This window comes from Sulfitobacter sp. PR48, from assembly GCF_028807335.1.
GTDB lineage: Bacteria > Pseudomonadota > Alphaproteobacteria > Rhodobacterales > Rhodobacteraceae > Sulfitobacter.
In genome coordinates this window covers 263340-287784 of sequence record NZ_JARAMM010000006.1, presented here as the reverse complement: position 1 = coordinate 287784, position 24445 = coordinate 263340, and the positions used below count along the sequence as shown (strand labels likewise).

Sequence of the window (24445 nt, the reverse complement as noted above, 5' to 3'; positions counted from 1 at the left end):
TGATCACATTGCTGCGCTCACATCAGGGCGCCAGCGGCAAAATCCGTCTCGCGCGGGTGGGCGACAATGAATGTCAACACGACCTAGCATTGCCGGGCAGACCAGATCTCTGTCTATCGGCGCGGGTGCCTGTGCGCAGAAGGTGCGGTTCCGGTCCATTTGTGCCAGGCGCGCCAGAAGGCGGTTGCATCGGCGTATCCCAGGGCGTCCGCCACCTGCGCGACCTTTGCCTGCGGTTGTGACAGCAGCATCTGCGCCCGTTCGCGGCGCGTGGTTTCCAGCAGGGTGCGGAAACTTGTGCCTGCTTCTTTCAGGTGCCGTTGCAAACTGCGGGGCGTGGTCGACAATGCGCGGGCGGCGTGATCCACCGTGACGGGGGAAATGCCAAGGCTTGCGTGGATCACGGCGGTCACCGATTCACTGATGTTCTGCACTGGTGCGACCGCGCCGATGATCTCTTCCACATGGCGTTCCAGCGCGGCCAGCAGGGCCTGGTCTTCGGTGCGCACGTTGGTCAGGCATGCGCCCCTGTCGACGATGAAACGGTTGAAGGGTTGGGAAAACCGCACCGGGCAGCGAAAGAAACGTTCCAGCGGGCGCGGATCAGCGGGGCTGTCGTGTTCGAAATGAACCTCCTGCGGTGCCCATCTGGATTTGAAGTTGTCGCGCACGACCTGCACCAGCGACACCAGCGAACATTCCGCATCCTGTCGCCGGGGCCAGATGTTCGGATCCTTCAGGCGGTAGGTAAAGACCCAGGAGTCGCCCTGCTGAATCCATTGGGTCTCGGCGCCGTCCTGCAGGGCATTGGCGTAACTTGCAAAGCGGGTGATGCCGGTTTCGATGTTTTCCGACAGGGACAGGACGATGCCGACGGGCCCCATGTCACTGGCCGTCAGCTGCGCGCCGATGCGCGCGCCGATATTGTCGTTCCTTGTCTCAAGTGCGGCAGCTTCCAGAAATTCGACGAATTGCGGCAGGGGAATAGCGCCGTAAGGGTCGTTCAGCTGCGCAAGGGTGATGCCGGTCCGGTTCAACAGGGGCTGGGCCTTGGTGCCCGTGGCCTCGAACCGGGAGACCAGCGCCGTCAGGAAAGAGGCGCGGACCGAGGAGAACCGCGCAGTCGGCGGAAGGGTTTCACGTTTCATCGGGCCAGACTTTCAGGTTTGGCGCATATTATCAGATTTCTGGCGTTTAACGCAATGGATCGTCGCATCCCATGCCGCCAGTCTGTTTCTCGACCCCGAAGAGCGGGAGCCAATAGACCGAAGCGGCCACACAGGTGCGGCGCCGCGGTGCACAGACTGGGAGAAGGCGCGATGCGCGACAATGAGAACTTCCTGCGCGAGCAGAACACACGGCATCAGTTTCATCCGATGACCCATCCGATCATGAGCGCAGAGCATCCGCCGCAGATCATCACCCATGGCGATGGCTGCTATGTCACGGATATCGACGGCACACGTCTGGTCGATGGTCTGGGCGGGTTGTGGAACGTGAATGTCGGCCATAACCGGGCGGAGGTGAAAGCCGCCATCACCGAACAGATGGACAAGATCAGCTATTATTCTTCCTTTGCAGGGACCGCCACGCCGCCCTCGATCGAGCTGTCGGCCAAGGTCTGCGAGATGGCGACGGCGGAAGATGTCTCCAAGGTGATGTTTTCCGCCAACGGGTCGGATGCGGTGGAGACCGCGCTGAAACTGGCCCGCCAGTACTGGCAGCTTGAGGGGCAACCTCAGCGGACCAAGTTCTTGTCCCTGAAACAGGGGTATCACGGTGTGCATTTCGGCGGGATGTCGGTGAACGGCAATTCCTATTACCGCAGTGCCTATGAGCCGCTGCTGGCGGGCTGCTTTCACATCGACAGCCCCTGGACCTATCGCAATCCCTATTCCGAAGATCCCGAAACGCTCTGCGCAGCAATCATCACGCAGATTGAGCGCACGATCATGTTCCAGGGCGCGCATACCATTGCTGCCTTTATCGCGGAACCGGTGCAGGGGGCAGGGGGCGTCATCGTACCGCCCGCGTCATTCTGGCCGGCGCTGCGTGCGCTTTGCGACAAATACGAAATCCTGCTGATTTCCGACGAGGTGGTCACCGGCTTTGGCCGTTCCGGTTCGATGTTCGGGGCGCGGGGCTGGGGCGTGAAGCCCGATATCATGTGTCTGGCCAAGGGGATCTCATCGGGCTACGTGCCTTTGGGTGCCACGACCCTAAACAAGCGGGTGGCGGATGCCTGGTACAAGGAATTCAGCCCGGAAGGCATGATCATGCACGGGTTCACCTCTTCCGGTCATCCGGTTGCCTGTGCCGCCGCGCTGGCCTGTCTGGACATTGTCGAGAAAGAGGATCTGCCGGGCAATGCGGCCCGCATGGGCAAGCGGCTGATCGAGGGTTTGCGGCCCCTGGCAGAGACATCTTCAATCGTTGGTGAAGTGCGCGGCAAGGGCCTGATGGTGGGGCTTGATTTCGTATCCGACAAGGAGGCGCGCACGCCGATGGACCCCGGCACCGGGGTGGTCGAACGCATCGCGACATTCGCGCGCGAAGAGGGCGCGATGGTCCGCCCTGCGGGCAATGTCATCATCCTGTCGCCGCCGCTGGTCATCGAAGAGGCGGAGATCGACATCATCACAGAGGCGCTGACCAAGGCCTGCGCCCGCTTTGAGGCAGAGAAATGACTGCGATGGCCCGGCCATCCTGACAATCCTTCTCCCCGATCCCGGCCCGTGTTCCTATCGGGTCGGGAACGGGGGTGAGGCAAGAAACCGAAGTCGAAGACCAGGAAGAAAAACTCCCAGGATCGGGAGAAACAAACAACAGGGAAACCAGAACATGAACAAATTTGTACAAATCAGCCTTGCCGCTCTTGTATCGGCGCTGCCCATTGCCGCTGCGGCGGAATACCCCGAAAAGCCGGTGGAATTCATCGTGCCCTGGCCGCCCGGTGATCTTGAAGACATCCTGACCCGGATGATCGCGGATGGGTTGCAGAAGAAATACGATGTGCCTGCGGCCGTGGTGAACAAGCCCGGTGGTGGCGGTGGCCCGTTTCCCGGCGCGGTCGAAGTGGCGCTGGCCCCGGCGGATGGTTACACCATCGGGTCTTTCGTGATCGACGTTCCGATGGTGGGGCCCTATATCGGCATCCCGCCGCTGGAGGGCAACCCGTTTGAACCGGTGGGCATTTTCCTCAGCTATCCCTTTGTCCTGGCGGCATCTGGTGATGCGCCCTATTCCACGATGGAAGAACTGGCCGCCTACGCCCGTGAAAACGATGTGACGCTGGGCCATTTCGGCGATGTCACCAGCCCGGCACGCCATACTCTGGCAATGGCCAAGGCGCTGGATTTTTCCTATTCGGCGGACACCGCTTTCGATGCGCTGGATTGCAACACGCTGGCCTCCGGCGATGTGGATGTGATCAACACCACGCTGCAGCTGATCCGGCCCTGCCTGGATGAGCTGAAGATCCTGATGAGCGTCACGAATGCGCGCATCCCGCTGTTGCCCGAGGTGCCGACCGCTGCCGAAATCTATCCCGAACTGGGGTTCTCGACCTGGAACGGCCTGTTCGTGCACGAGGATACCCCGCAGGAGGTGCGTGATGTCATCGCCGGGGTGGCGCAGGAAGTGCTGGCGTCGGATGCTGCCAAGAAGGTGGCGGAAGACACCGGGGCCGAAATCTATTGGCTTGGGTTCGATGCCTCCAATGAGCAGATGGAAAAAGACGCGGCCACGATGCAGCGGATCGCGGATTTCCTCGGAGAGTAAGGCAAGCGGGGCCGGCACTGAGGTGTCGGCCCGATCATATTGCGGAGACATGCAATGCAGCGGGTTCTGAATTTCCTCGCCCTGTTTCGTCGCGAGCGCAAGCCGGGTGACCTGATCTTTGCGGCCGGCTTTCTTGTTCTTGCGCTGGCCTGTCTGGTGGCGGTGCCCTGGCAGGCGCAGTTTCTGGGCAAGAAATCTCTGGTGGAGGAACCGGGGTTCTGGCCGACGGTTGGTGTTGTCATGATGGTGGTTTTCGGGGCCATCCACTTTGTCTGCACCTGGAATGCGCCCCGGCTGCCGGGGCGGTTGAAAGAGGTCATCGTCTGGGCGCGATCCCTCGAATTCGTGGTCTGGTTCATTGTCTATGTCACCGCCGTGCCGGTGATCGGTTACCTGCCTGCGACGCTGCTGTTCGCGCTGCTTTTGACATTTCGGGCCGGATACCGGTCCCTGCAGATGCTGGGCGCGGCGGCGGGGCTGGCGCTGGTGACGGTGCTTGTCTTCAAGACCGGGCTGGGCGTGAAGCTGCCTGCCGGTGCGGTCTATCAGTATCTGCCGGACGGCATCCGGTCTTTCGTCATGGTCAACTTCTAGGAGCGCGTCATGGAGACGATTATTCAAGCCGTTGAGCTGATGTTCAGCTGGCCGGTTCTTGTGGCACTTCTGATCGGGTCGATCGGCGGCGTTGTGATCGGCGCCATTCCCGGTGTCGGGCCGGCGGTGGCGATTGCCATCCTGTTGCCCGCGACATTCTCGATGGAACCGCTTGTCGGCCTGACGTTGCTGCTGGGGATCTATGGCTCGTCCATGTATGGCGGTTCGCTGCCCGCGATCCTGATCAACACGCCGGGCACGGCGGTGAATGCGCTGACCACCTATGACGGCTACCCGATGACCAAGCGGGGCGAGGCGCTGCGCGCGCTTGGGCTGGCATATGGCGCGTCCTTTTTCGGGGCGGTCCTGTCGATCCTCATTCTGATCCTGCTGTCGCCGGTGCTGGCCAAGGTCGCGCCGATGTTCGGCTCGCGCGAGATTTTCCTGGCGGCGCTCCTGGGCATCATTCTGGTGATCATCGCGCACAAGGGGCAGATGGCGGCGGCCGGGATGCTCGCCGGTCTTGGCATCCTGTTGCAATCGGTCGGGATGGAGCCGGTCAATTATACCATGCGCTATACCTTCGGCCTGGACTGGCTGACCTCGGGGCTGGATCTGATTGTTGTCGTGCTTGGGCTCTTTGCCCTCAGCCAGGCCTTTCAACTGATTGTCGAACCTGACAGCGCGCCGGATGCGCAGCCTGTGTCTGGGTCCATGTTCAGGGCCATGTGCGAGATCTGGAAATACCGGCGCACGGCGGCGACGGGTGGCGGGTTTGGCGTTCTGATGGGGATCATTCCGGGGGTGGGCGAATTTACCGCGCAATTCCTCAGCTACACCGCCGCGCGCAAACGGTCCAAGACGCCGGAAATGTTCGGGCGCGGCAGCCCGGAGGGGCTGGTTGCCTCTGAATCCGCGAACAACGCGGTGCCTGCTGCCGCGATGATCCCGCTGCTGGCCCTCGGCATTCCGGGCGAGGCGCTGACGGCGATGATGCTGTCGGTCTTCTATGTGCACAATGTCGTGCCGGGGCCGGGGCTGTTCCAGAACCAGCTCGACTTTGTCTACGCCCTCTATCTGTCGCTGCTGCTGCTCAATGTGATCGTGATCCTCTGGATGGTGGTGTCGTCCAATCTGCTGATCCGGATCATCCGCATCCCCACGCGCTTTCTGGGGATGGCGATCCTGGTGCTCAGCTTTGTCGGCGTCTATTCGCTGCGCAATTCCGCGATGGACTGCATGATTGCGGCGGGGTTCGGGGTGTTCGGCCTGATCCTGAAACGTCTGAACCTGCCCACGGTGCCGATCATCCTCGGCATGGTTCTGGGCGGGATCATGGAGGTCAAACTGCGCGCCTCGATGGGTCGCATCGACTCTCTGCTTGATTTCGTCAACCGCCCGATTGCGGCCCTGCTGGTGCTCGCCATCATTGTCATCGTTGGCCAAAGCATCCGGACCTCGATCCGTGATCTGCGCGCGCGGCACGAAGAATCCAACAAACCCCACCAGAACAAGGCCTGAAACAGGCCCATCACGAGGAGATATTTCATGCGTATCGGAATTCCGGATCAGGCCCCCAGTGGCATCAGCTCCGATGTGACAGCCTTTCTCAAGGCCCCGAAGATGCTGATCAACGGGCAAAGCGTTGGCGGTGAGGCGCCCGGCTTTGATGTCTTCAACCCGGCGGACGGATCGGTTCTGGCACAGGTTCCGACGGCATCGGAAGCCGATGTGGACCGCGCCGTGCTGGCCGCCAGGGCGGCGATGGCAGGCGCCTGGGGCGGGATGCCGGGTTCGGAGCGGACAAGGCTGATGCTGAGGCTTGCCGATCTGATCGAGGAGAACGGCGAGGAACTGGCACAGCTTGAAACGCTGGAAAACGGCAAGTCGATCATGCTGTCGCGTCTGGTCGAAGTGGCGTCCTCGGCTGAATATCTGCGGTACATGGCCGGTTGGGCCACCAAGATCCGGGGCGAGACCTTTGACGTCTCAATCGCCGTGCCGCCGGGGACGCGTTACACCGCCTATACCCGCAAGGAGCCGGTTGGCGTTGTCGCGGCGATCACCCCGTGGAACTTCCCGCTGAACATGTGTGTGTGGAAAGTGGCCCCGGCGCTGGCGGCAGGCTGTACCGTGGTGCTGAAACCGGCGGAGGAGACGCCGCTGACCTCGCTGCGCTTTGCGGAACTGGCGCGGGAGGCGGGCTTTCCCGATGGGGTGGTCAACGTCATCACCGGGGATGGGGCCACGGGCGCCGCGCTGGTGCAGCATCCCGGTGTGGACAAGATCACCTTTACCGGGTCGACCGAGGTCGGCAAGAAGATCGGCACCAAGGCGATGGAGACCGTCAAGCCGGTGACGCTGGAACTGGGCGGCAAGGCCCCGATGGTGTTCTTTGACGATATGGACCTGAACCTGCTGGGGCCCGCGACAGGCATCGGCATGTTCTTCAACTCGGGCCAGACCTGCTGTGCCGGGGCGCGCATCTATGTGCAGAAGGGCATCTATGAGGAAGCTGTGGCGACGCTCAAGGCGATTACATCGTCGCTGCCAATCGGGGATGGGATGAACCCGGCCAACCAGATCAACCCGGTGGTGTCGGCCAAACATTTTGATCATGTGAAGGGGATGATTGCCCGGGGTATCGCTGACGGGGCAACGCCCCTGCTGGACATCGCCGCACCGGGGCAGGGGTACTACGTGGCACCACAGCTTTTTGCGGATGCGCGTTCAGATACCGCGATCATGCAGGACGAGGTCTTTGGCCCGGTGGCGACAATCACCCCCTTCGAGACCGAAGAAGAGGCCATCGCGATGGCCAATGACACCCGCTACGGGCTTGGCGCGTCGCTGTGGACTCGCGACATCAACCGGGTGATGAAGCTGGTGCCGCAGGTGCAGGCCGGGACGGTCTGGGTCAACAGCCACAACATCCCCGATCAGAACATGCCTTTTGGCGGGTTCAAGCAATCAGGCATCGGGCGGGAGCACGGAACAGGCGCCCTGGACAACTACCTTGAGACCAAATCGGTCTGTGTCGCCTATAGCTGAGGCGGCTCAGGCCCCGTTCACAATGGGTGGGCGGGGCCTGCGGCACCCATGATCTGACAACATGCTGACTGCGGCGTATCACAATCGGCGCGGTTTTCCTGAGCGGCCTTTCAGAGGTCGTGAACGCGGATTTTCTTCAGCATCGCCTGCATCACTTCAACACAGACGGCCAGCTGCGCCGGGTCAATGCCGTCGGTCATGTGATGATAGTTCGCGTTGACCAGCGGCGCCGTTTCCCTGAGCTTTTTGCGGCCCTTGGCGGTCAGTGAAACGCGGCGCACACGCTGGTCGGATGCGTCGATTTCGCGCTGCGCCAGGCCGGCTGTGACAAGCTGCTCGACCAGCCTGCTGACAGTGGATTGTTCTGTCACCGACAGCACGGAGACTTCGTTTACCGTAAGTTGCTTATACGCGGCGAGGCAGGCCATGATCCGCATCGTCGCACCCTGGATGCCAATGTTCTTGAGGTCTGCATCCTGTTTGACCTGCCAGCGGTTGGTCAGCCGCGTCATGAGATAGGGCAGGTATTGCGACAGTTGTTCCGGCGTTTTGAAGGGAAAGCCGAGGTCATCACTTTTCTTAGTCATTGTCTGTCGGAGCCTTGCCGCCTGGTTTCTTGATGATCGATTTCAGCATGGCGGTGGTTTCCGCAAGGTTCTTGGCGTCGAGATGCAGGAAACATTTTGCCAGGACGTCGGCGTGAACGGCCGCTGCTTCCTCGAACCGCTGGCGACCTGCGGGTGTCAGCACGGCGACAAAGGAGCGCCTGTCATCAGCCGACATGGATTTGTCCACCAGTTCGTCCTTGCGCAGCCTGTTGACCAGGCCGGAGACATTGCCGTTGCTGACCTTGAGCCTGGCCGAAAGTTCGCCCATGCTCAGACCGTCGGGGTAGCGGGCCAATTGTGCAAGCACATCGAATTTCGAAACGCTGATGCCCGTCTGCTCCTTGAGCTGCCGGTTCACTTCGGGATAGACGAAATTATAGACATCCAGCACGCTGAGCCAGAGCCGGGTGTCGTCCTTGCGGTGTTTTGAACTATCCTGAGCCGGGTCACGGGCCATCATCGATCTATCTGCATTTCCATATTTTTACATACTAGGCATTATCCGAGAATACATATTGGTTCAATGCACCTCTCAGGTCGGCTGGTATGTCGATGGATGAATGCGTGTCCAGGCAGGTGGTCACGGTTGTAAAGAGCCCGCGTAGGGCCTCTGTCTCGCCAAGCATCGCGTTCAGTTCCAGCGCGTAAGACTTGCTGCCGATCCTGGAGACCCGGATGAAATATTCGACTTCCTCGCCCATTTTGACCGGCGAGAAGAATTCGGCATGGGCGTTGACATAACCCAGCCCGGTGCGGCGGGGGCCGAGGAAATCATAATAGGAAAGGCCAAGGCAGTCGGAAAACCATGCTTCGATGGCGTGGTTGAACACGTTGAAGAATTCGGGCGTATAGACAATGCCCGCAGGGTCGCATTGGCCGTGGCGGAATATGTGCTTGTAGCTCCAGCCGGGAAACGGGATATCCGCACGATCCAGAGGACGGGGAAACGGCGCGGGTTTGTCGATCTTGTTCATGTGCTCGAAAAACTTTCAATTGTCATGATCGTGCCGTCCAGATCCTTGCTGGACGGATCCTTGATCGCAGAAGTCAAAAGACGTTGCGCCCATTCCGCTGCGTCATCGCGGGCCGCGATGGACTTTGTGGTCTGCATGACCTTGTCGAACTTGGAATGCCCCCGGACATGGGTGTCTGAATAGCCCTTGATCAGGCGGCGGAAGGTGAGCATCGCGATGCCGAGATCATAGTTGCGCGCCAGCGCCTGCGAGGCATCGGCCAGCCAGGCATCGCGGTGGGCGACTTCTGATTTGTGGCGCAGGGATTTGCGGCGTATCACCTTGAGCGCACCGACAAAATGCAGCGGCAGGAACCCGGTCAGGCGGTAGGTGTGCACGCGGCGGCCCTTGTTGATGCGGCGGTCCAGCCAGGCATAGAGGGATTTGCGCGATTTCAGCCAGGTGGCCAGCCCGGCGGGCAGGGTTGATGCGGCTTCTTCCATGCGGGGGTGCATGAATTCGGTGGTGTTGAGGACCTGACCGTCCTGCAGGCCGACTTCATCTGCCACGCGCTGGCGCCGTGCGCTTTGCGTCTTGATGCGGGCGACGCGGATGACGTCGTCATATGCCATCGCATTGGCAAGGTATTTGGCAGCGGTTGCGGTGAAGGCAAAGCCGTGTTCGGCGCCATTTGCCGCGCTGTCCGACTTGGTGAGATCGCGCAGGATATCGAGATATTCAGCGCCATAGGCGGCATCCTGAAAATCGACGACCTTTTGCAGACCCAGATAGGCCATGGCATGGGCCTGTTCGGGAAGTTCCGCACGCAGACGGGTGAGCAGGGCGTTGGCCCGTTTGTCGCGCAAGCTGTCAGGCAGTGCGGCAACGGGGGTGGCGGTGTCTGCCGCATCGGTCGGTTCCGGGTCTGTGCCGTTTGTGGTCCGGTCATAGGCGGCGTCAAAGGCGCGGATGCTGGCCTCGATGCCCTTGCCGCCCTTGCGGATCACATCGTAATAGGCCTCCCGCTCAAAAGGCAGGGTGCCTGACGCGGCAAGGCTGCCGAACATGGCGGAGGAGATGACAGAGCCGTTCCTGACTGCCATCGCGTTCATGTCGAAGACGATTTCCTGTTTGGCGACCACGCCGATGGCATCACTGACAGCGCTGCTGTCCGCGATGCTGTCGCCGGGGGCCATCTTTTCGCTGATCGCAAGCGACCGGTGGCTGGAGGCAATCAGGGTGGTCCGGTCGGGTGTCACGATCCCGCGCAGGATCGAGCGGCCGGCTTCCATGAATTCCGATGCGATCACCACATCGACATCGCCGGGCGTGGGCATCTGCGCCAGCACCGGTTTTTGTCCACCCGCGCCGGGACGCATCATCTCGACGTAATAGATGGTGGCCCCGGTTCGCTGGGCCACACCGGGCACGGAGGTGGATTGCGCCACCCAGCCGTGGGCTTCTGCAAGCGCCACGATCCAGCCGGTCAGAACGCCGCCGCCCTGACCGCCCATCGCGACAATGGCGATGGAAATCGGCCGCTCTGTTGCGGGGCCAGCGGGCTTCAGGCCCAGTTTGACGGTGTCATCTTTCATCTGTCTATGCCTCAAAGCTGACCGCGCGCTTTTCGCGGCGGTCTTGCAGGTAGCGGATCACGGAGCCGGAGAACCTGGCCCGGAACCTGTCCCAGCCAGTCGGGTTATGGGTGACCTCGGCGCGGAAGAAGGAGGGGCAGAGCACGGCGGCATCCGCAACCTCGCCGCAGTTGCCGCAGGCCACGCAGGTGTCGTCGATGGAGGCGACCGGATCGTCGCGCAGCGGATCGTCCAGTTCCTTGATCGACAGCGAGGGGCAGCCTGACAGCCGCATGCAGGCGTGATCGCCGGTGCAGACATCTTCGTCGACGCCGAATTTCTCTTTGATCACCCGCTGGCCGCCCTTGATCGCCTTGGCGACCTTCGGCTTTTCGCGGCGCTGTTTGTTCAGCATGCATTCTGACGACGCCACGATGATCTTGGGCCCTTCGGCATCGGTGGTCAGCGCCTCGTTCAGCACATCGCGCATCCTGGTCACGTCATAGGTGTGGTCCACCTGACGGACCCATTTGGCACCGATCCCCTTGACCGCATCCACGATGGAATTGTTGGTGTTGCGGCGCTTGTTCAGCGCGCGGGACGACAGGATGTCCTGACCGCCGGTGGCCGAGGAATAGAAGTTGTCGACGATGACAAAGACGCCGTCGTGCTTGTTGAACACCGCATTGCCGATGCCGCTGGTCAGCCCGTTGTGCCAGAACCCGCCGTCGCCCATGATCGAGATCGAGCGTTTGGCCCCCTTGACGTTGAAGGCCGCCGCCGAAGCCGGGCCAAGGCCAAAGCCCATGGTGGTGGCACCCAGATTGAAGGGCGGCAGGATCGAGAAGAGGTGACAGCCGATGTCCGCCGAGACATGGTGTGTGCCGGTTTCCTCGAACACCATTTTCATGGCGGCAAAGATCGGCCGTTCGGGGCAGCCGGTACAAAGGCCCGGCGGTCGCGCCGGGACAACCTCGCCCAGCCGTTCGATCACCGGGTTGGTCAGGATCGGGACGGGATCGGGCACCGGGGCGCGGTTGCCAAGCTGTTTTGGCTCATGATCCTCAAGGAAACGGCCGATCCCTTCGGTCAGGACGGCGGCGGTATAATCGCCACCCATCGGCAGGTAATCCTTGCCATGCACCTCTGTCGGGCTTTTCGTGCGGGCCAGAACCGTCGAGATGGATTGTTCGATATATTCGGGCTGGCCTTCCTCGATCATAAGGACGGCATCCAGACCTTCGCAGAATGCGTCGACTTCGGATTTGATGGTCGGGTAGGCCACGTTCATCACGTAGATCGGCACGCGCGAATTGCCGTAGGCATCACAGAGCCCGAGGAACTGCAGCGCGCGGATGGTGCTGTTGTACATGCCACCGACGACGATGAGCCCGGTCTTGCCGGTCTTATCCTTGCCGGTGGGGCCGAAGAATTCGTTCAGCTTCTGGTCGCGGATAAAGTCGATGGCGGCGGGCATGCGCACCTTGATCTTTTCGACTTCATGCTCATAGGCGGCGGGCGGCAGAACGATGCGGCCCAGATCGCGTTCGGGATTGTTCATCGCGTCGCGCAGGGTGAATTCGGGGCGCTTGTTGTCCTTGCATTCAAATTCGCCCGTCATGTGACAGGACCGCACCCGCACCTGCAGCATCACCGGGGTGTTGGAGGCTTCCGACAGCTGGAAACCCTTTTCGATCAGATTGACCATGCAGGCCTGATCGGGGCGCGGGTCCAGCAGCCACATCTGCGATTTCATCGCAAAGGCATGGGTGCGCTCCTGCATGATGGAGGAGCCTTCGCCGTAGTCTTCGCCGACGATCACCATCGCGCCGCCGGTGACGCCGCCGGATGCAAGGTTTGACAGGGCGTCGGAGGCGACATTGGTGCCGACGGTGGATTTCCACGCCACTGCACCGCGCAGGGGATACATGACGGAAGCCGAGAGCATCGCGCCTGCGGTTGCTTCGCTGGCCGAGCTTTGAAAGACCACGCCGAGGTCGTCGAGGATGTCATTGGCATCTGCCAGCACGTCCATCAGGTGCGAAATCGGCGATCCCTGATAACCGCCGACATAGGCGACACCGGATTGCAGCAAGGCCTTTGTGATCGCCAGAATGCCCTCACCGCGGAACAGGTCGCCCTCTCCAAGCTTCAGGTCTTCGACTTCTTTCGCAAAGGATCGTTCAGCCATCATCGTCTCTCCAAAAAAAGTATGGTAATGAATAGATTTATATGTAAAATAAGTCAACGATCAGTTTTCTACTTCGAGCGAATAAATCGAATATGAGGAAAAAAACAATTCAGAATCATGTGGATAACGCCAGAGGTGCCAAGATGACCTCGTCAGCTGCGGCGTTGTCCTTCATGATCGATTCACGGAGTCAGGTGAGTCGTGCCACTTGCCCGCTCAGACGGGCGGCGCGCAGGCAGACGGGCCCGGACACGAACATCCTTGATGCCGATTCCCGCGCCCTTGCGCATGTCGGCGCAATCCAATCTGGAAGGTGAAGACGAAATGTTGCCATTGAATGACTTTCCGAAGTTCACGGCTGCGGCGGTTCAGGCGAGCCCTGTGTTTCTGGACGCGGCGCGGACGGTGGAAAAGGCCGTTAGCCTGATCGGCGAGGCGGCCGGTAACGGCGCGCGGCTTGTGGTGTTTCCGGAGGTGTTCATCCCCGGATACCCCTATTGGAACTGGATCACCGATCCGGTGACGGGCAGCGCGTGGTTCGAGAAACTTGTGCGGGCCTCGGTCTTTGCCGATGGTCCCGAAATGGCGAAGGTTCAGGCCGCCGCCAGGGCTAACAATTGCTATGTGGTGATGGGGCTGAACGAGCGCAGCCCCGTGTCGCTGGGCGCGCTTTACAATACCTTGCTGTTCATCGGGCCGGATGGCGCGATCCTGGGCAAGCACCGCAAGCTGGTGCCCACCTGGGCGGAGAAACTGACCTGGACGGGCGGGGACGGGTCCAGCCTCAGGGTCTATGACACGGAAATTGGCCCGTTGGGCGGGCTCGCCTGTGGCGAGAACACCAATACGCTGGCGCGGTTCACCCTGCTGGCGCAGGGCGAGCTTGTACACACCGCCAGCTATATCTCGCTGCCGGTGGCACCGAAGGATTACGACATGGCCGAGGCAATCAAGCTGCGCAGCATGTCGCACAGTTTTGAAGGCAAGGTCTTTACGGTGACTGCCACTTCGACGGTCTCGGACGAGATCATCACGGCGATGGAAGAGATCCGCCCGGATGCCCGCGATATGCTGGAGCGCAAATCCAGCGCCTATTCGGGGATCATCGGCCCTGACGGGCGCGAGGTTGTCCCCGGCCTGATCGACGACGAAGGCATCGTCTATGCCGAGATCGACCTGGGAAAATGCATCCAGCCCAAGCAGATGCATGACATCACCGGCCATTATAACCGGTTCGATATTTTCGACCTGCGGGTCAACCAGGTGCCGCAGGCTGCCGTCAATCTGAAAACCGGCCCGGCCCCCGCGCCGGACCTGAACGCTGTGCCGATGCCGGACGACAGCGAAGAATCCTAATCCAATCAAGACTGGAGGAAACCATGACTGATACTGCCGATAAAGACGACGTTCTGGGCCGCGCACGGGTGCGCGACACGCCGGAACTGGAGGCCTATTACGAGGATCTGGCAAAGCAGGACACCGGCGCGCTTTGGACCGTTGCCAATTCGATCGAGCCCTGGGAGCCGACGCCGACGTCCGATCCCGTGTTGTGGCGCTGGGACGACCTGCGTCCGCAGGTTCTGCGCGCGATTGATCTGGTGCGCCCCGAGGATGCGGGCCGGCGTGTTGTCTATCTGCGCAACCCCAAGCGGCGCGAGGTCAGCGCCGCCTGCGGCTGGCTGTTCTCGGGCATCCAGACGATGAAAGCGGGCGAACGCGCAGGCGCCCACCGCCACGCGGCCTCGGCCTTGCGGTTCATCATGGAAGGCACCGGCGCCTATACGATTGTCGAGGGCCACAAGATGAGCCTTGGCGCGAAGGATTTTGTGCTGACGCCCAACGGCACATGGCATGAGCACGGGATCGAGGAAGACGGCAGTACCTGCCTGTGGCAGGACGGGCTGGACATTCCGCTGACCAACGCGCTTGAGGCGAACTTCTACGAGGTGCATCCAGAGGATTATCAGGCCAGCAACCTGCCGCTGGACGACAGTCCGGCGACCTATGGTTCCCCCGCGCTGATGCCAGAGCTGGACAAATGGGACCAGCCCTATTCGCCGCTGCTGAAATTCCGCTGGGACCAGACCTATGAGGCGTTGCAGAACTACGCCAAGGTGACTGACGGGTCGCCCTATGACGGGGTGATCATGCGCTATATCAACCCCAAGACCGGGGCGGATCCGATGCTGACCATGGGTGCCAACATGCAGCTGTTGCGCCCGTCCGAGCACACCAAGGCGCACCGCCATACCGGCAACATCATCTATCAGGTGGCCAAGGGCGAAGGCTATTCCGTGATCAACGGAAAGCGGTTCGACTGGAAGGAAAAGGACATCTTCTGCGTGCCGCCCTGGATGTGGCACGAGCATTGCAACACGCAAAGCGGCGATGATGCCTGCCTGTTCTCGTTCCACGATCTGCCGACCATGCGAAAGCTCGGCTTCTACGCGGAACAGGCTTTGGAAGACAACGGCGGCCATCAGGTCGTCAACGGATAAATACAGGATACCAAAATGAAACTAGTTACCTATCGCGACGGCGTCGCAGCCGAAGGGCGTCTTGGCGTCGTGCAGGACGGCCTTGTCATCGACGTTGAATATCTGGGCGAGGCGGTCGGCGCGGCGCTGCCCGCTGACATGCTGACATTGATCGACCTCGGCCCCGATGCGCTTCGGGCGATCAAGCAGGCCCTGTCGGATACGGCAGATGCGCGGCCCGCAGGGATTGCGGTGCCGGAGGAAAACGTGCGCCTGCTGGCGCCGATCCCGCGTCCGCGCAAGAACATCTTTGGCATCGGTCTGAACTATGTCGAACATGTCGCGGAAAGCGCCAAGTCGCTGGACACCTCCAAGGACCTGCCCAAGGAACCGGTGGTCTTTTCCAAGCCGCCGACCAGCGTGATCGCAACCGGTGAGCCGATCCAGCACAATGCGTCGATGACGCAGATGCTGGATTGGGAGGTGGAGCTGGCCGTGATCATCGGCAAGCGCGCGACGCGGATTTCTAAGGATGACGCGATGAGCCATGTGTTTGGCTATTCGGTGATCAACGATGTTTCGGCCCGCGACAACCGGCGCGCGGGGCAGTGGATTTTCTCGAAAGGGCAGGACAGCTATTGCCCCTTTGGCCCCGCGATCGTGACCGCTGACGATATTGCGGACCCGCATGACCTGACGCTTTGGCTGAAAAAGAACGGCGAGGAAAAGCAGCGGTCGAACACCAAGCATCTGTTGTTCGATATCCCGACGCTGATTGCCGATATCTCTTCCGGCATCACGCTGGAGCCCGGCGATATCATCGCCACCGGCACCCCGGCAGGCGTGGGTGCGGGGCGCGATCCGCAGGAATGGATGTGGCCCGGTGACGTGATCGAATGCGGCGTCGATGGCATCGGCGTGCTGCGCAATCCGGTTGTGAAGATCGGGGACTGACATGGAAAACATGCATCAGACCCTGAAGATCGGGCAGATCGTTCCGTCGTCTAACCTGACGATGGAACGCGAGATCCCGGCGATGCTGCGGTCGCGTGAAACGCTCTATCCTGAGCGGTTTTCCTTCCACTCCAGCCGGATGCGGATGAAGAAGGTCACCAAGGAAGAGTTGGCCGCGATGGACAAGGACAGCGACCGTTGTGCGCTGGAGCTGAGCGACGCCGCGGTCGATGTGATGGGCTATGCCTGTCTGGTTGCGATCATGTCGATGGGGCGGGGATATCACCGCGAAAGCCAGAAGCGCCTGCATCAGGTGACCGTGGACAACGGCCATCCCGCGCCGGTTGTCAGCTCTGCCGGAGCGCTGGTCGACGGGCTGCACCTGATGGGGGCCAAGCGGGTCTCCATCGTGACGCCGTACATGCGCCCGCTGACCGATATGGTCGCGGATTACATCACGGCGGAAGGGATCGAGGTGACCGACAGTATCGCGCTTGAGATTCCCGACAACCTTGAGGTCGCCGCGCAGGATCCGATGAACCTGACCGAGATCTACAAGCGTGCGAACCTAAAGAACATCGACGCGCTGGTGCTGTCGGCCTGCGTGCAGATGCCATCGTTGGCCGCGATTCAGAAGGTCGAGGATGAATGCGGGATTCCCGTGGTGTCGGCCGCCGTGGCGACAACCCATCAGATGCTGACAAAGCTGAACCTCAAGCCGCATGTGCCGGGTTGTGGGGCGTTGTTGTCAGGCAAATACCTGTAAACTGACAGGATCGAACGCGGCCTGACCTGTACCCGGGCCGGGCCGCGTTCCACATTGACATTATTGGTCGAGAGGGGCCGCAGGCGAGCAAGGGTCAGCGTTTTACCTTGTAGCCCGTGGTTTCCAGATCCCACATGTCCGGCACAATTCCTTCCTCGCGCAGCACGACCTTCTTGACCTTGCCGTTCTCGGTCAGGGGCATGGCCTGCATCTGCCGGACGTAGCGCGGCACCGCGAAATGGGCCAGGCGTGTTTCCAGATATTGGATCAGGTCCAGCGGGGGCAGGGTCTGCCCTTCCTTCAGCTGGATTGCCGTTGCAACTTCGTCTTCGCCCAGTTCCGATGGCACCGGATAGACCGCGCAGGCCTCTATCGCGTCATGAGTCATGATGGCCTGTTCAACCTCCCATGACGATACATTCTCGCCCCGGCGGCGGATCGCATCCTTCATCCGGTCGATGAAGCTGAAATAGCCATCGGGGTTGCGCACCACCCGGTCACCGGTGTGGAACCACAGGTTGGCCCAGGCCTCGACCGTCTTTTCCGGCATGCCGAAATATCCTGAAGCAAAGGAATGCGGCTCTGTCGGGCGCAGCAGCAGTTCGCCCGCCGTGCCGTCGGGGACCGGCATGTCGTGTTCGTCGGCGACCATGGCATGGGCCCCCTTGGCGAGCTTGCCCATGCTGCCGGGACGGGGAGAGGGGTAGGGGTTGTAGAAGAGGAAATTGCTTTCGGTGGAGGCATAGCCGTCGACCAGCGGAATGCCGAAACGGTGAAAGAACTTCTCTTGATCCCGGGCGGGAACACCGCCACCCAGGGCGGTGCGGATGACATGTTTGCGGTCCCCGGGCCGCTCAGGCTGGGCCATCAGGATCGCGGCCATTGCCCCCAGAAGATAGGTCACGGTGGCACGGCATTCCACCGCGGATGTCCAATAGCCGGAGGCCGAGAATTTCGGCAGCAGCACATATTCGCAGCCCATCAGCAGCGCCTGGTAAAAGGCGTTGAGCGCGTTGGTGTGGAACACCGGAAGGGCGGTCATCAGCACATCGCCTTCGCGCACGCCCAGTGCGCGGGCCGAATAGATGCCCCACCAGAAGAATTGCGCCTGCGGGCAGCAGACGCCCTTTGACGGGCCGGTGGTGCCCGAGGTGTAGAGGATTGCGGCGGTATCGCCCGGCTGCACGGCAATGGTGTCCGCCGCGTGCGCTGTTGAACCGCTGGTCTGAATGCCGTCTGCCGTGACGGGCCAGAGCAGCGGGGGCAGCTGCGCATCCGCGCCCAGATCGTCGTAGGCGTGCTGAAACTGCTCTTCCACGATCAGCAGCTTGGGCCCGGCGTTTGCCAGAACATGGGCAAGCTGTGCGCCGCGAAAGGCGGTGTTGACGGAGGTGGCGATGGCCCCGATCCAGGTGGCCCCCAGGTAGGCCTGCAGGAATTCGGCGCGGTTGCTGCAGTGGATCAGCACGCGGTCGCCCGCGCTGATCCCCGCCGCACCCAGCCGCGCGCCCCAATCGCGGGCGACCTCGGCGGTGCGGGCAAACGTCCAGCTGACGCCGCCGCAGGTTACGAAAGGCCGGTCGCCGTAGCGGTCGGCCTGACGTTGCAGCATTGTCCCCAGTGTCCGGTCCTGTGGCGCAAATTCGTCCACGACGTCGTCGTAACGGTCATGGCAGGCGGGATGCGTGACGGGCGGTGTGTCTGCAGACATGGATTGCAGTCCTACTTGATCAGGTTGGGAAGCCATGTGGCGACCGACGGCACGAAGATCAGAAGCGCAAGCACCGCCAGTTCGATCAGGATGAAGGGCAGTGCCGAATTGATGATCTGGCCGATCGTGATCCCTTCCGGCGCGACGCCCCGCATGACGAAGAGCAGCAGGCCGAAGGGTGGCGTCAGCAGCCCGATCTCCATCGTGATCAGGATCAGGACCATGAGCCAGATCGGATCAATGTCATAGATCGCCTGAAGCGAGGTTTGCCCCAGCAGGAAGAACGGCAGGGTGAGCAGCAACATGCTGACCTGATCCATGAAGGCCCCGAGAAAGAGCAGGATGAGGATCATGAACAGCACCACCGAGAGCGCCGAAAGATCGAGTGCGGTCAGGGCCTGGAGCAGCCCCTGAGTGGCACCCGAGACGGCCATCGCCTGGGTAAACACCAGCGACCCGGCGATGATGAAGATGATCATGGTGTTGACCTTGGCCGTTTCCATCAGCGCCTTGCCAACCTCGGCCCAGCCGAAATCGGCGCCTTCGATGCCGGTGATCGTGATCGTGCTTTTGAACAGCCGGAAGAACAGGCAGGCACCGAATGCAGCGAGGCAGCCCATTGCGGCGGCTTCGGTCGGCGAAGCAAAGTTCGTCAGGATGCTGCCGACCACAACAATGAAGATACTGAACAGCGGGAGGATGTAGATGATCGTCGGCAAGAGACGGTTCACCATGCGCAGCGAGCGGCCCTGGTATGTCCAGGACCACAGGGTGCGGCGCCGGCTGTTGACCGTGATGGTCAGAGGTTTGTCCAGATAGCTGGTATCGGTTTCGAAGGGGGGTGCCAGATCAGGGTTGATGGTGCATCGGATGATCACATAGGCAAAGAAGCTCATCGCCATCAGAAAGCCGGGGATGATGCCGGCGACCAGAAGCAGGGCCACGGATTTCTGCGAGATACTTGCCAGCAGCACCGCCAGCGACGAGGGCGGGATCAGCATGGCAATGCCCCCCACCGCCATGATCGGGCCCATCGCGATGGCAGGTTTGTAGCCGCGCCTGAGCATGTCCGGCAAAAGGACCTTACCCAGGATTGCGGTGTTGGCCACGGTCGATCCGGAGAGGGAGGAAAACACCGTTCCGCCGACGATGGACACGATGGCCAGCCGGCCCGGCACCCGCGAGATCATGCGCTCGATTGCGCCGATGGCCTTGAAGGCGACCCCTGTCTCAAGCAGGATTTCCCCCATCAACAGGAACAGGGCGATGGTCGCGAGGGAATAGGATATCGCCTCGTGAAATTCCATCGGCATGCTCTGAAGCGACAGGGAGGCAATCGTCCAGTCCCCCATTGTCGCAAGACCACCGATGAACAGGGCGGTGCCGATGATGTTCGCGGCCATGAAGGCAAAGGCAACCGGCAGGCCGAGGAACAGAAAGAAGCAGACGATCCCGAGCAGCAGGACAAGGGCAGAATACCATTCCATCATCAGAATCCTATGTCTGTAGAGATTTTATGGTCGGACATTCCCGCACGTCGAAACCGGAACAGGAATTCGATGGCGAGCATGAGGAATGACAGTGTGAAGACGGCAAGAACAATCCAGTTGGGGATTTGCAGGTCCTTGTCCGGCAGCGAGCCGAAGGCATAGCTGCTGAGCGTGCCGTTGGCCCCGAAATAGGCCATGCAGAGGCATAGCAGCGAGCCGAAGAGGTCAATTGCACGTTCCACCCTGGCGCCGAGCCAGGCTGGAATTGCGGTCAGGATGATGTCGACGCGCACATGGGCCCCTTTGTAGAGCACCCAGGCCGACGACAGGAACACCCCTGCGTAAAGCCCGTATTCAGCGCCTTCGTTCAACCATTCCAGACCGCGCAGGCCCAGTTTGCGCAAGAAAAAATCGAGGGGGACGAGGATTGCGAAAACGCCGATCGACCCGGCCACGCAGATGGCGACAAACAGGTTGAATTTCTCAAAGACGGTTTCGAATCTGTCGATAAGCGAAGGCATGACGTTCTCCGGCTCGTGTTGCAGGCGGCAAGCCCGGCAGACCATCAGGCGACGGTCTGCCGGAATTTGCGTTTGGTTGGTTTATTGGGCTGCTGTGAAAAGCTCTTTCAGCTTTGGCCCGGTCTCGGGGTTCTGCTCGATGAATTCGTCCCAGGCGGTTTCACGCGCCATGCTGACCCATTTGTCGGCTTCTTCGCCCTCAAGTGTGATGGTTTCGATGCCGTTTTCCTCGAACACCTTGAGCATCTCTGCATCCAGCTGCTTGGCATAGTCGCTGGTGCCTTCCATCTTGTTCTCCCAACCGATCACCACGTCGTTGATGACGGCGCGGGCCTCGTCGCTGAGCGCATTCCATTTGGTCATGTTTGCAACCGTATGGATGGAGGCGCGGTAGACGCCGGGTTCGACACGATATTTCGTGACCGGATACCAGGACGGAGAGATGCCGCGCACCGACCAGCCGTAGCCGTCAACCGCGCCGCTTTCCATCAGGGTATAAACCTCGGGCATGGAGGACCGCTGTACCGAGGCGCCCAGTGCCTTGAAGAAGGCCGTGTAGACAGGCGACACCCGCAGGTTCAGACCGGTCAGGTCGGCCTTGTCGATGGCCTTGCCCTCGGCGAGGAACAGGTTGAACGCGCCGTCATCATGATGGCGGCCGACGAACTGAACGTTCTTCTTGTTCGAGATCTCCTGGAAATAGTCGATCGCGCCGTTCTCGCGCAGTTCGGCAAAGGTCTTCTCCTGAAGCCGGAGCGCGGGCGCTTCGGGAATGATATTGCCAAAGAAGGCCTCGGGACAGCCGGCAATGTCATAGGCCCCCTGGGCCATGCGTTCGACAACCTGGAACGGGCTGCCGATGGCGGGCGCGCCGCCCAGAAGGTCGATCTGAACGATCCCTTTGCCCTTTTCGTTGATCTCGGTCACGAGATTTTCGAAGGGCACGCCGGGAGGGGCACCGATTGGAAAGCAGCTCACACCGCGCAGAGTAACCTCCTCAGCGGCCAGTGGCGTGGCAAGAATTGTGCCCGTCGCGATGATCGCGGCGAGGCCTTTCAGAAATACTGTCTTGGTCTTCATCATTTTTTCTCCCCTTGAGTGATGAATTTGAAATGCCGTCTGCGCTGCCCTGCGGTCTTCAACATGAAATCATGCTGTCCGGACCCGGCTTTTTTGCATTCTTCGGGCGAATCCTTGTTAACCGATAATGACGGCATCAAAGTATTTTACAAGTAAAAATATTTCTCAGCATATTATATGGCGGCGGGAATTATCCTGACAGACCCGGGCGACATGGCCATTTACCTGCAATTTGCGCCGACGATTTCCGGGTCACTTCGCCCAGGCCATCGCCCGGCCGAAGGTATCCGGGCGGAAAGACACGCCGATGCGGTCGCCCATTCCCGCGCCATCGTCCAGAAAGGCGATCATCGAGGGTCCGCAGTCGAGGATCACCAGGCCGATCCTGATCGGCAGGCGGTCCTGAAAATAGGGGTTGGTGGTGGCCCGGATCGTTGTTTCGCTGGCGATCCGACCCTGCGGCGGGGCATCAGCCAGCGGCAGATCGGTCGACAGGCAGGACGGACAGACATCATGTGCGGGATAGAGGAACTGCGCGCAATCCGCGCATCTTTGCAATGCGAACCGCCCCTCTGTGGCAATCGCATCATAGAATGCGCCGCTGGCGGATGGCGGGTAGGGCGGCAGGTTCTGATCTGAGGGGCGGTCGGTCATGCGCCCTCCCCCGACAGAATGACCGCGCAGGAGGACAGACCCCTGGTATAGGTCATCATCCCGAAGCCGGACGCCAGGGCAAGGTTTGCGCCCTTGACCTGTGTGTCGCCTGCCGTTCCCAGAACCTGGCGCACCGCTTCGGTCAACCCGACATAGGACCCCCCTGCGCCGGCCTGTCCGCAGGACAGCTGGCCGCCGGAGGTATTGTGGGGGAAGTCGCCTTCGATCCGCAGGTCATGGCTGCGGACAAATTCCGCCCCTTCACCCTTCCTGCAAAAGCCCAGATCTTCCATCTGCATCATGCAGATCACCGGATAATCGTCATAGGTCTGCACCACGTCGATGTCATCGGGTCCGACACCGGCCATGCTGTAGAGTTCGCCCACGTCCTCCACCCAGCCGCCGGAGGTCTGCATGGGATCAATCGATCGTGCGTTGTGGCGTTCGATACTGCTGCGCAGTCTGGCACCGGCAATGCCGCAGGCCCGGGCCGTGTCCTGCCGCATGACCAGCACCGCCTCGGCCCCGGCGCAGGGCATCACGCAGTCGAACAGATGGATCGGATCGGCGATCGGCCGTGCATTCATGTATTGGTCGAGCGTCAGTGGCTCTTTCATCAATGCATTTGGGTTCTTCAGGGCATTGGACCGCTGCGCCACGGCAATGCGTCCCAGATCCTCGCGGCTTACATTGAATGTCTCCATGTAATTGCGGGCGATCAGGGCAAAGCTGGCATTGGTGCCGCCCGCGCCATAGGGATAGACCGCATCCTGCGAGAACCGTGAAAAATTGGCCAAGGTATTGCCGAATGACCCGCGCTGGTTGGTGTCGGCACCGATGCAGGCCACGACATCGCAGTCACCGGATTGGACGGCGCGTGCGGCACGTCGGACCCCGGTGATCCCGCTGGCACCGCCAAGGGGTACATGGTCCAGCCACCGGACGCTGAGCCCCAGATGTTCGGCCAGGCCAATCGCGGTGTCGGGCGCTGTGGTGAAACTGGACAGGCAGAAACCGTCGATGTCGCGCGCTTCAATGCCCGATCCGTCCACCAGGGCCCGCAAGGCCCGTCCGATCCACCAATGCGCGGATTGTTCGCTGTACCTGACGTAGGGAAGACTGACGGGCGTCGTGATCACCACGTCGTCATAGGCGCGACGGTCGATACTGAACTTTCCCATACGGTTGGTCATATCTCTCTTTGCGGATCGTCGCCCGGTTCGGAAGGATCTCCAAAAAGGCGTCTTGCCGGATTTCCGAAGATACCGGCTGAATTTATTTTATATATAAAATAAATTGCTGTCAACGTGCCGGAGGGGTGATCTGATTGAACCTGGCAGGGGGCCGGTGGCATCAACGCTGGCCGAAAGCGCACAAAAATCAACCTGATCTGAAATGGACCGCCATTTTTTGCATCATTAGCCTTTTGACTACATATGCTTTGGGAAAGGCCATACAGATGTTGAATTCAATCAGAAATGGATGCCGCGAAGGACCCTCCGACGCCCCTGGACCCCGCGCAAGAGCTGTAGCCGCAGCAGAGGGCGTGACCCGTGCCCGCTTTCTCCGCCTCCTAGGTGCAGGGTTTCTGGCCAGTGGTGCGGGGCTGTCTGCAAATGACCTCTTTGCACAGACCACGGGCGATACTGCGCCGGTCACCGAGTTGGAGAAAGTCTATGACGCCTGGCAGGAAAGATTCAATGCAGGCGACCTTGAAGGTCTGGTTGCGCTTTATGCTGAGGATGTCACCTATATCAATCCGGACGGTGCAACGCTTCACGGCAAGGCGGCGACAAGGGGTGATTACGAGGCGCTTCTGGCGCTGAAACCCAGGATCGAGATCGGCAACCGCATCCATGTCCTCCATCAGGACATCGCGCTGTCAACCAATCACTGGAAGCTTGAGCTTACCGATCCGGAAGGGAAAGTGCAGAACCTCACCGGCGGCGGCATCGAAGTGCTGCGTGATTACGGCGCTGCCGGATGGCAATTCATCATTGACGATGCGTCGCGGTCGGCCTCATAAATCTCGCCCGGCCAT

At 60.9% G+C, this 24445-nt stretch carries 22 protein-coding genes; 10 read left to right on the top strand and 12 right to left on the bottom strand.

Annotated elements, in window-relative coordinates; all coding sequences use genetic code 11:
• Nucleotides 1-113: 113 nt before the first annotated feature.
• Entirely contained in the window at nt 114-1148 is a 1035-nt protein-coding gene (locus PVW51_RS10605; RefSeq protein ID WP_274575008.1) for an AraC family transcriptional regulator, read from the bottom strand.
• Nucleotides 1149-1319: 171 nt separating this feature from the next.
• Between PVW51_RS10605 and PVW51_RS10600 the strand changes: the two genes are divergently transcribed.
• From PVW51_RS10600 to PVW51_RS10580, 5 genes are all read left to right on the top strand, one after another.
• The gene (locus tag PVW51_RS10600) at nt 1320-2687 is read left to right on the top strand and encodes an aminotransferase class III-fold pyridoxal phosphate-dependent enzyme (protein WP_274575006.1); all 1368 of its coding nucleotides are present in this window, start codon (nt 1320-1322) and stop codon (nt 2685-2687) included.
• Between the two features lie 154 nt (nt 2688-2841).
• Nucleotides 2842-3780, top strand: coding sequence for a tripartite tricarboxylate transporter substrate binding protein (locus tag PVW51_RS10595; protein ID WP_274575004.1), 939 nt, complete (start codon nt 2842-2844; stop codon nt 3778-3780).
• 54 nt (nt 3781-3834) lie between these two features.
• Nucleotides 3835-4374, top strand: coding sequence for a tripartite tricarboxylate transporter TctB family protein (locus PVW51_RS10590; RefSeq protein ID WP_274575003.1), 540 nt, complete (start codon nt 3835-3837; stop codon nt 4372-4374).
• Between the two features lie 9 nt (nt 4375-4383).
• A complete protein-coding gene (locus PVW51_RS10585) occupies nt 4384-5895 on the top strand; it encodes a tripartite tricarboxylate transporter permease (protein WP_274575002.1) in 1512 nt (503 codons plus the stop codon).
• Between the two features lie 27 nt (nt 5896-5922).
• Nucleotides 5923-7425 (top strand): aldehyde dehydrogenase family protein, encoded by a 1503-nt coding sequence (locus PVW51_RS10580; RefSeq protein WP_274575001.1) that lies wholly within the window; start codon nt 5923-5925, stop codon nt 7423-7425.
• Nucleotides 7426-7535: 110 nt separating this feature from the next.
• Here PVW51_RS10580 and PVW51_RS10575 read toward each other — a convergent pair whose 3' ends face one another.
• Genes PVW51_RS10575 through PVW51_RS10555 form a run of 5 tightly spaced genes read right to left on the bottom strand, consistent with a single transcriptional unit; the run spans nt 7536 to nt 12751 of the window.
• Nucleotides 7536-8012, bottom strand: a complete 477-nt coding sequence (locus PVW51_RS10575; RefSeq protein ID WP_269365320.1) for a MarR family winged helix-turn-helix transcriptional regulator — start codon at nt 8010-8012, stop codon at nt 7536-7538.
• On the bottom strand, nt 8005-8490 hold the full coding sequence (locus tag PVW51_RS10570; RefSeq protein WP_269365322.1) for a MarR family winged helix-turn-helix transcriptional regulator: 486 nt from the start codon (nt 8488-8490) through the stop codon (nt 8005-8007). Before PVW51_RS10570 ends, PVW51_RS10575 begins: the two co-directional genes overlap by 8 nt.
• A gap of 34 nt (nt 8491-8524) precedes the next feature.
• Nucleotides 8525-9007 (bottom strand): acyl-CoA thioesterase, encoded by a 483-nt coding sequence (locus PVW51_RS10565; protein ID WP_274574998.1) that lies wholly within the window; start codon nt 9005-9007, stop codon nt 8525-8527.
• Complete coding sequence (locus PVW51_RS10560) at nt 9004-10581, bottom strand: indolepyruvate oxidoreductase subunit beta family protein (protein ID WP_274574996.1); 1578 nt, start codon at nt 10579-10581, stop codon at nt 9004-9006. Before PVW51_RS10560 ends, PVW51_RS10565 begins: the two co-directional genes overlap by 4 nt.
• A 4-nt stretch (nt 10582-10585) precedes the next feature.
• Entirely contained in the window at nt 10586-12751 is a 2166-nt protein-coding gene (locus tag PVW51_RS10555) for an indolepyruvate ferredoxin oxidoreductase subunit alpha (protein WP_274574995.1), read from the bottom strand.
• 264 nt (nt 12752-13015) lie between these two features.
• Between PVW51_RS10555 and PVW51_RS10550 the strand changes: the two genes are divergently transcribed.
• The 4 genes from PVW51_RS10550 to PVW51_RS10535 are packed head-to-tail and all read left to right on the top strand — an operon-like array spanning nt 13016 to nt 16948.
• Nucleotides 13016-14107 (top strand): carbon-nitrogen hydrolase family protein, encoded by a 1092-nt coding sequence (locus PVW51_RS10550; protein ID WP_274574994.1) that lies wholly within the window; start codon nt 13016-13018, stop codon nt 14105-14107.
• A gap of 23 nt (nt 14108-14130) precedes the next feature.
• Nucleotides 14131-15249, top strand: a complete 1119-nt coding sequence (locus PVW51_RS10545; RefSeq protein ID WP_274574993.1) for a cupin domain-containing protein — start codon at nt 14131-14133, stop codon at nt 15247-15249.
• Nucleotides 15250-15264: 15 nt separating this feature from the next.
• Complete coding sequence (locus PVW51_RS10540) at nt 15265-16182, top strand: fumarylacetoacetate hydrolase family protein (RefSeq protein ID WP_274574992.1); 918 nt, start codon at nt 15265-15267, stop codon at nt 16180-16182.
• A gap of 10 nt (nt 16183-16192) precedes the next feature.
• Nucleotides 16193-16948, top strand: coding sequence for a maleate cis-trans isomerase family protein (locus tag PVW51_RS10535; RefSeq protein WP_274575016.1), 756 nt, complete (start codon nt 16193-16195; stop codon nt 16946-16948).
• Nucleotides 16949-17042: 94 nt separating this feature from the next.
• Here PVW51_RS10535 and PVW51_RS10530 read toward each other — a convergent pair whose 3' ends face one another.
• From PVW51_RS10530 to PVW51_RS10505, 6 genes are all read right to left on the bottom strand, one after another.
• Nucleotides 17043-18659: an ATP-dependent acyl-CoA ligase gene (locus PVW51_RS10530; RefSeq protein ID WP_274574991.1), complete on the bottom strand. Its 1617-nt coding sequence runs from the start codon at nt 18657-18659 to the stop codon at nt 17043-17045.
• Nucleotides 18660-18670: 11 nt separating this feature from the next.
• The gene (locus PVW51_RS10525; protein ID WP_114272918.1) at nt 18671-20146 is read right to left on the bottom strand and encodes a TRAP transporter large permease; all 1476 of its coding nucleotides are present in this window, start codon (nt 20144-20146) and stop codon (nt 18671-18673) included.
• A 2-nt stretch (nt 20147-20148) separates the two neighbouring features.
• Nucleotides 20149-20670, bottom strand: coding sequence for a TRAP transporter small permease (locus PVW51_RS10520; protein WP_269365336.1), 522 nt, complete (start codon nt 20668-20670; stop codon nt 20149-20151).
• Nucleotides 20671-20751: 81 nt separating this feature from the next.
• Nucleotides 20752-21750 carry a TRAP transporter substrate-binding protein DctP gene (dctP, locus tag PVW51_RS10515; protein WP_269365338.1) on the bottom strand — a complete coding sequence of 333 codons (999 nt, stop codon included), beginning with the start codon at nt 21748-21750 and terminating at the stop codon, nt 20752-20754.
• A gap of 252 nt (nt 21751-22002) precedes the next feature.
• Nucleotides 22003-22404 (bottom strand): Zn-ribbon domain-containing OB-fold protein, encoded by a 402-nt coding sequence (locus PVW51_RS10510; RefSeq protein ID WP_274574989.1) that lies wholly within the window; start codon nt 22402-22404, stop codon nt 22003-22005.
• Entirely contained in the window at nt 22401-23597 is a 1197-nt protein-coding gene (locus tag PVW51_RS10505; RefSeq protein WP_274574988.1) for a thiolase family protein, read from the bottom strand. The genes PVW51_RS10510 and PVW51_RS10505 overlap by 4 nt, the downstream gene beginning before the upstream one ends.
• A 353-nt stretch (nt 23598-23950) precedes the next feature.
• Between PVW51_RS10505 and PVW51_RS10500 the strand changes: the two genes are divergently transcribed.
• Nucleotides 23951-24430, top strand: coding sequence for a YybH family protein (locus PVW51_RS10500; RefSeq protein WP_274574987.1), 480 nt, complete (start codon nt 23951-23953; stop codon nt 24428-24430).
• The last annotated feature ends 15 nt before the right edge of the window (nt 24431-24445 follow it).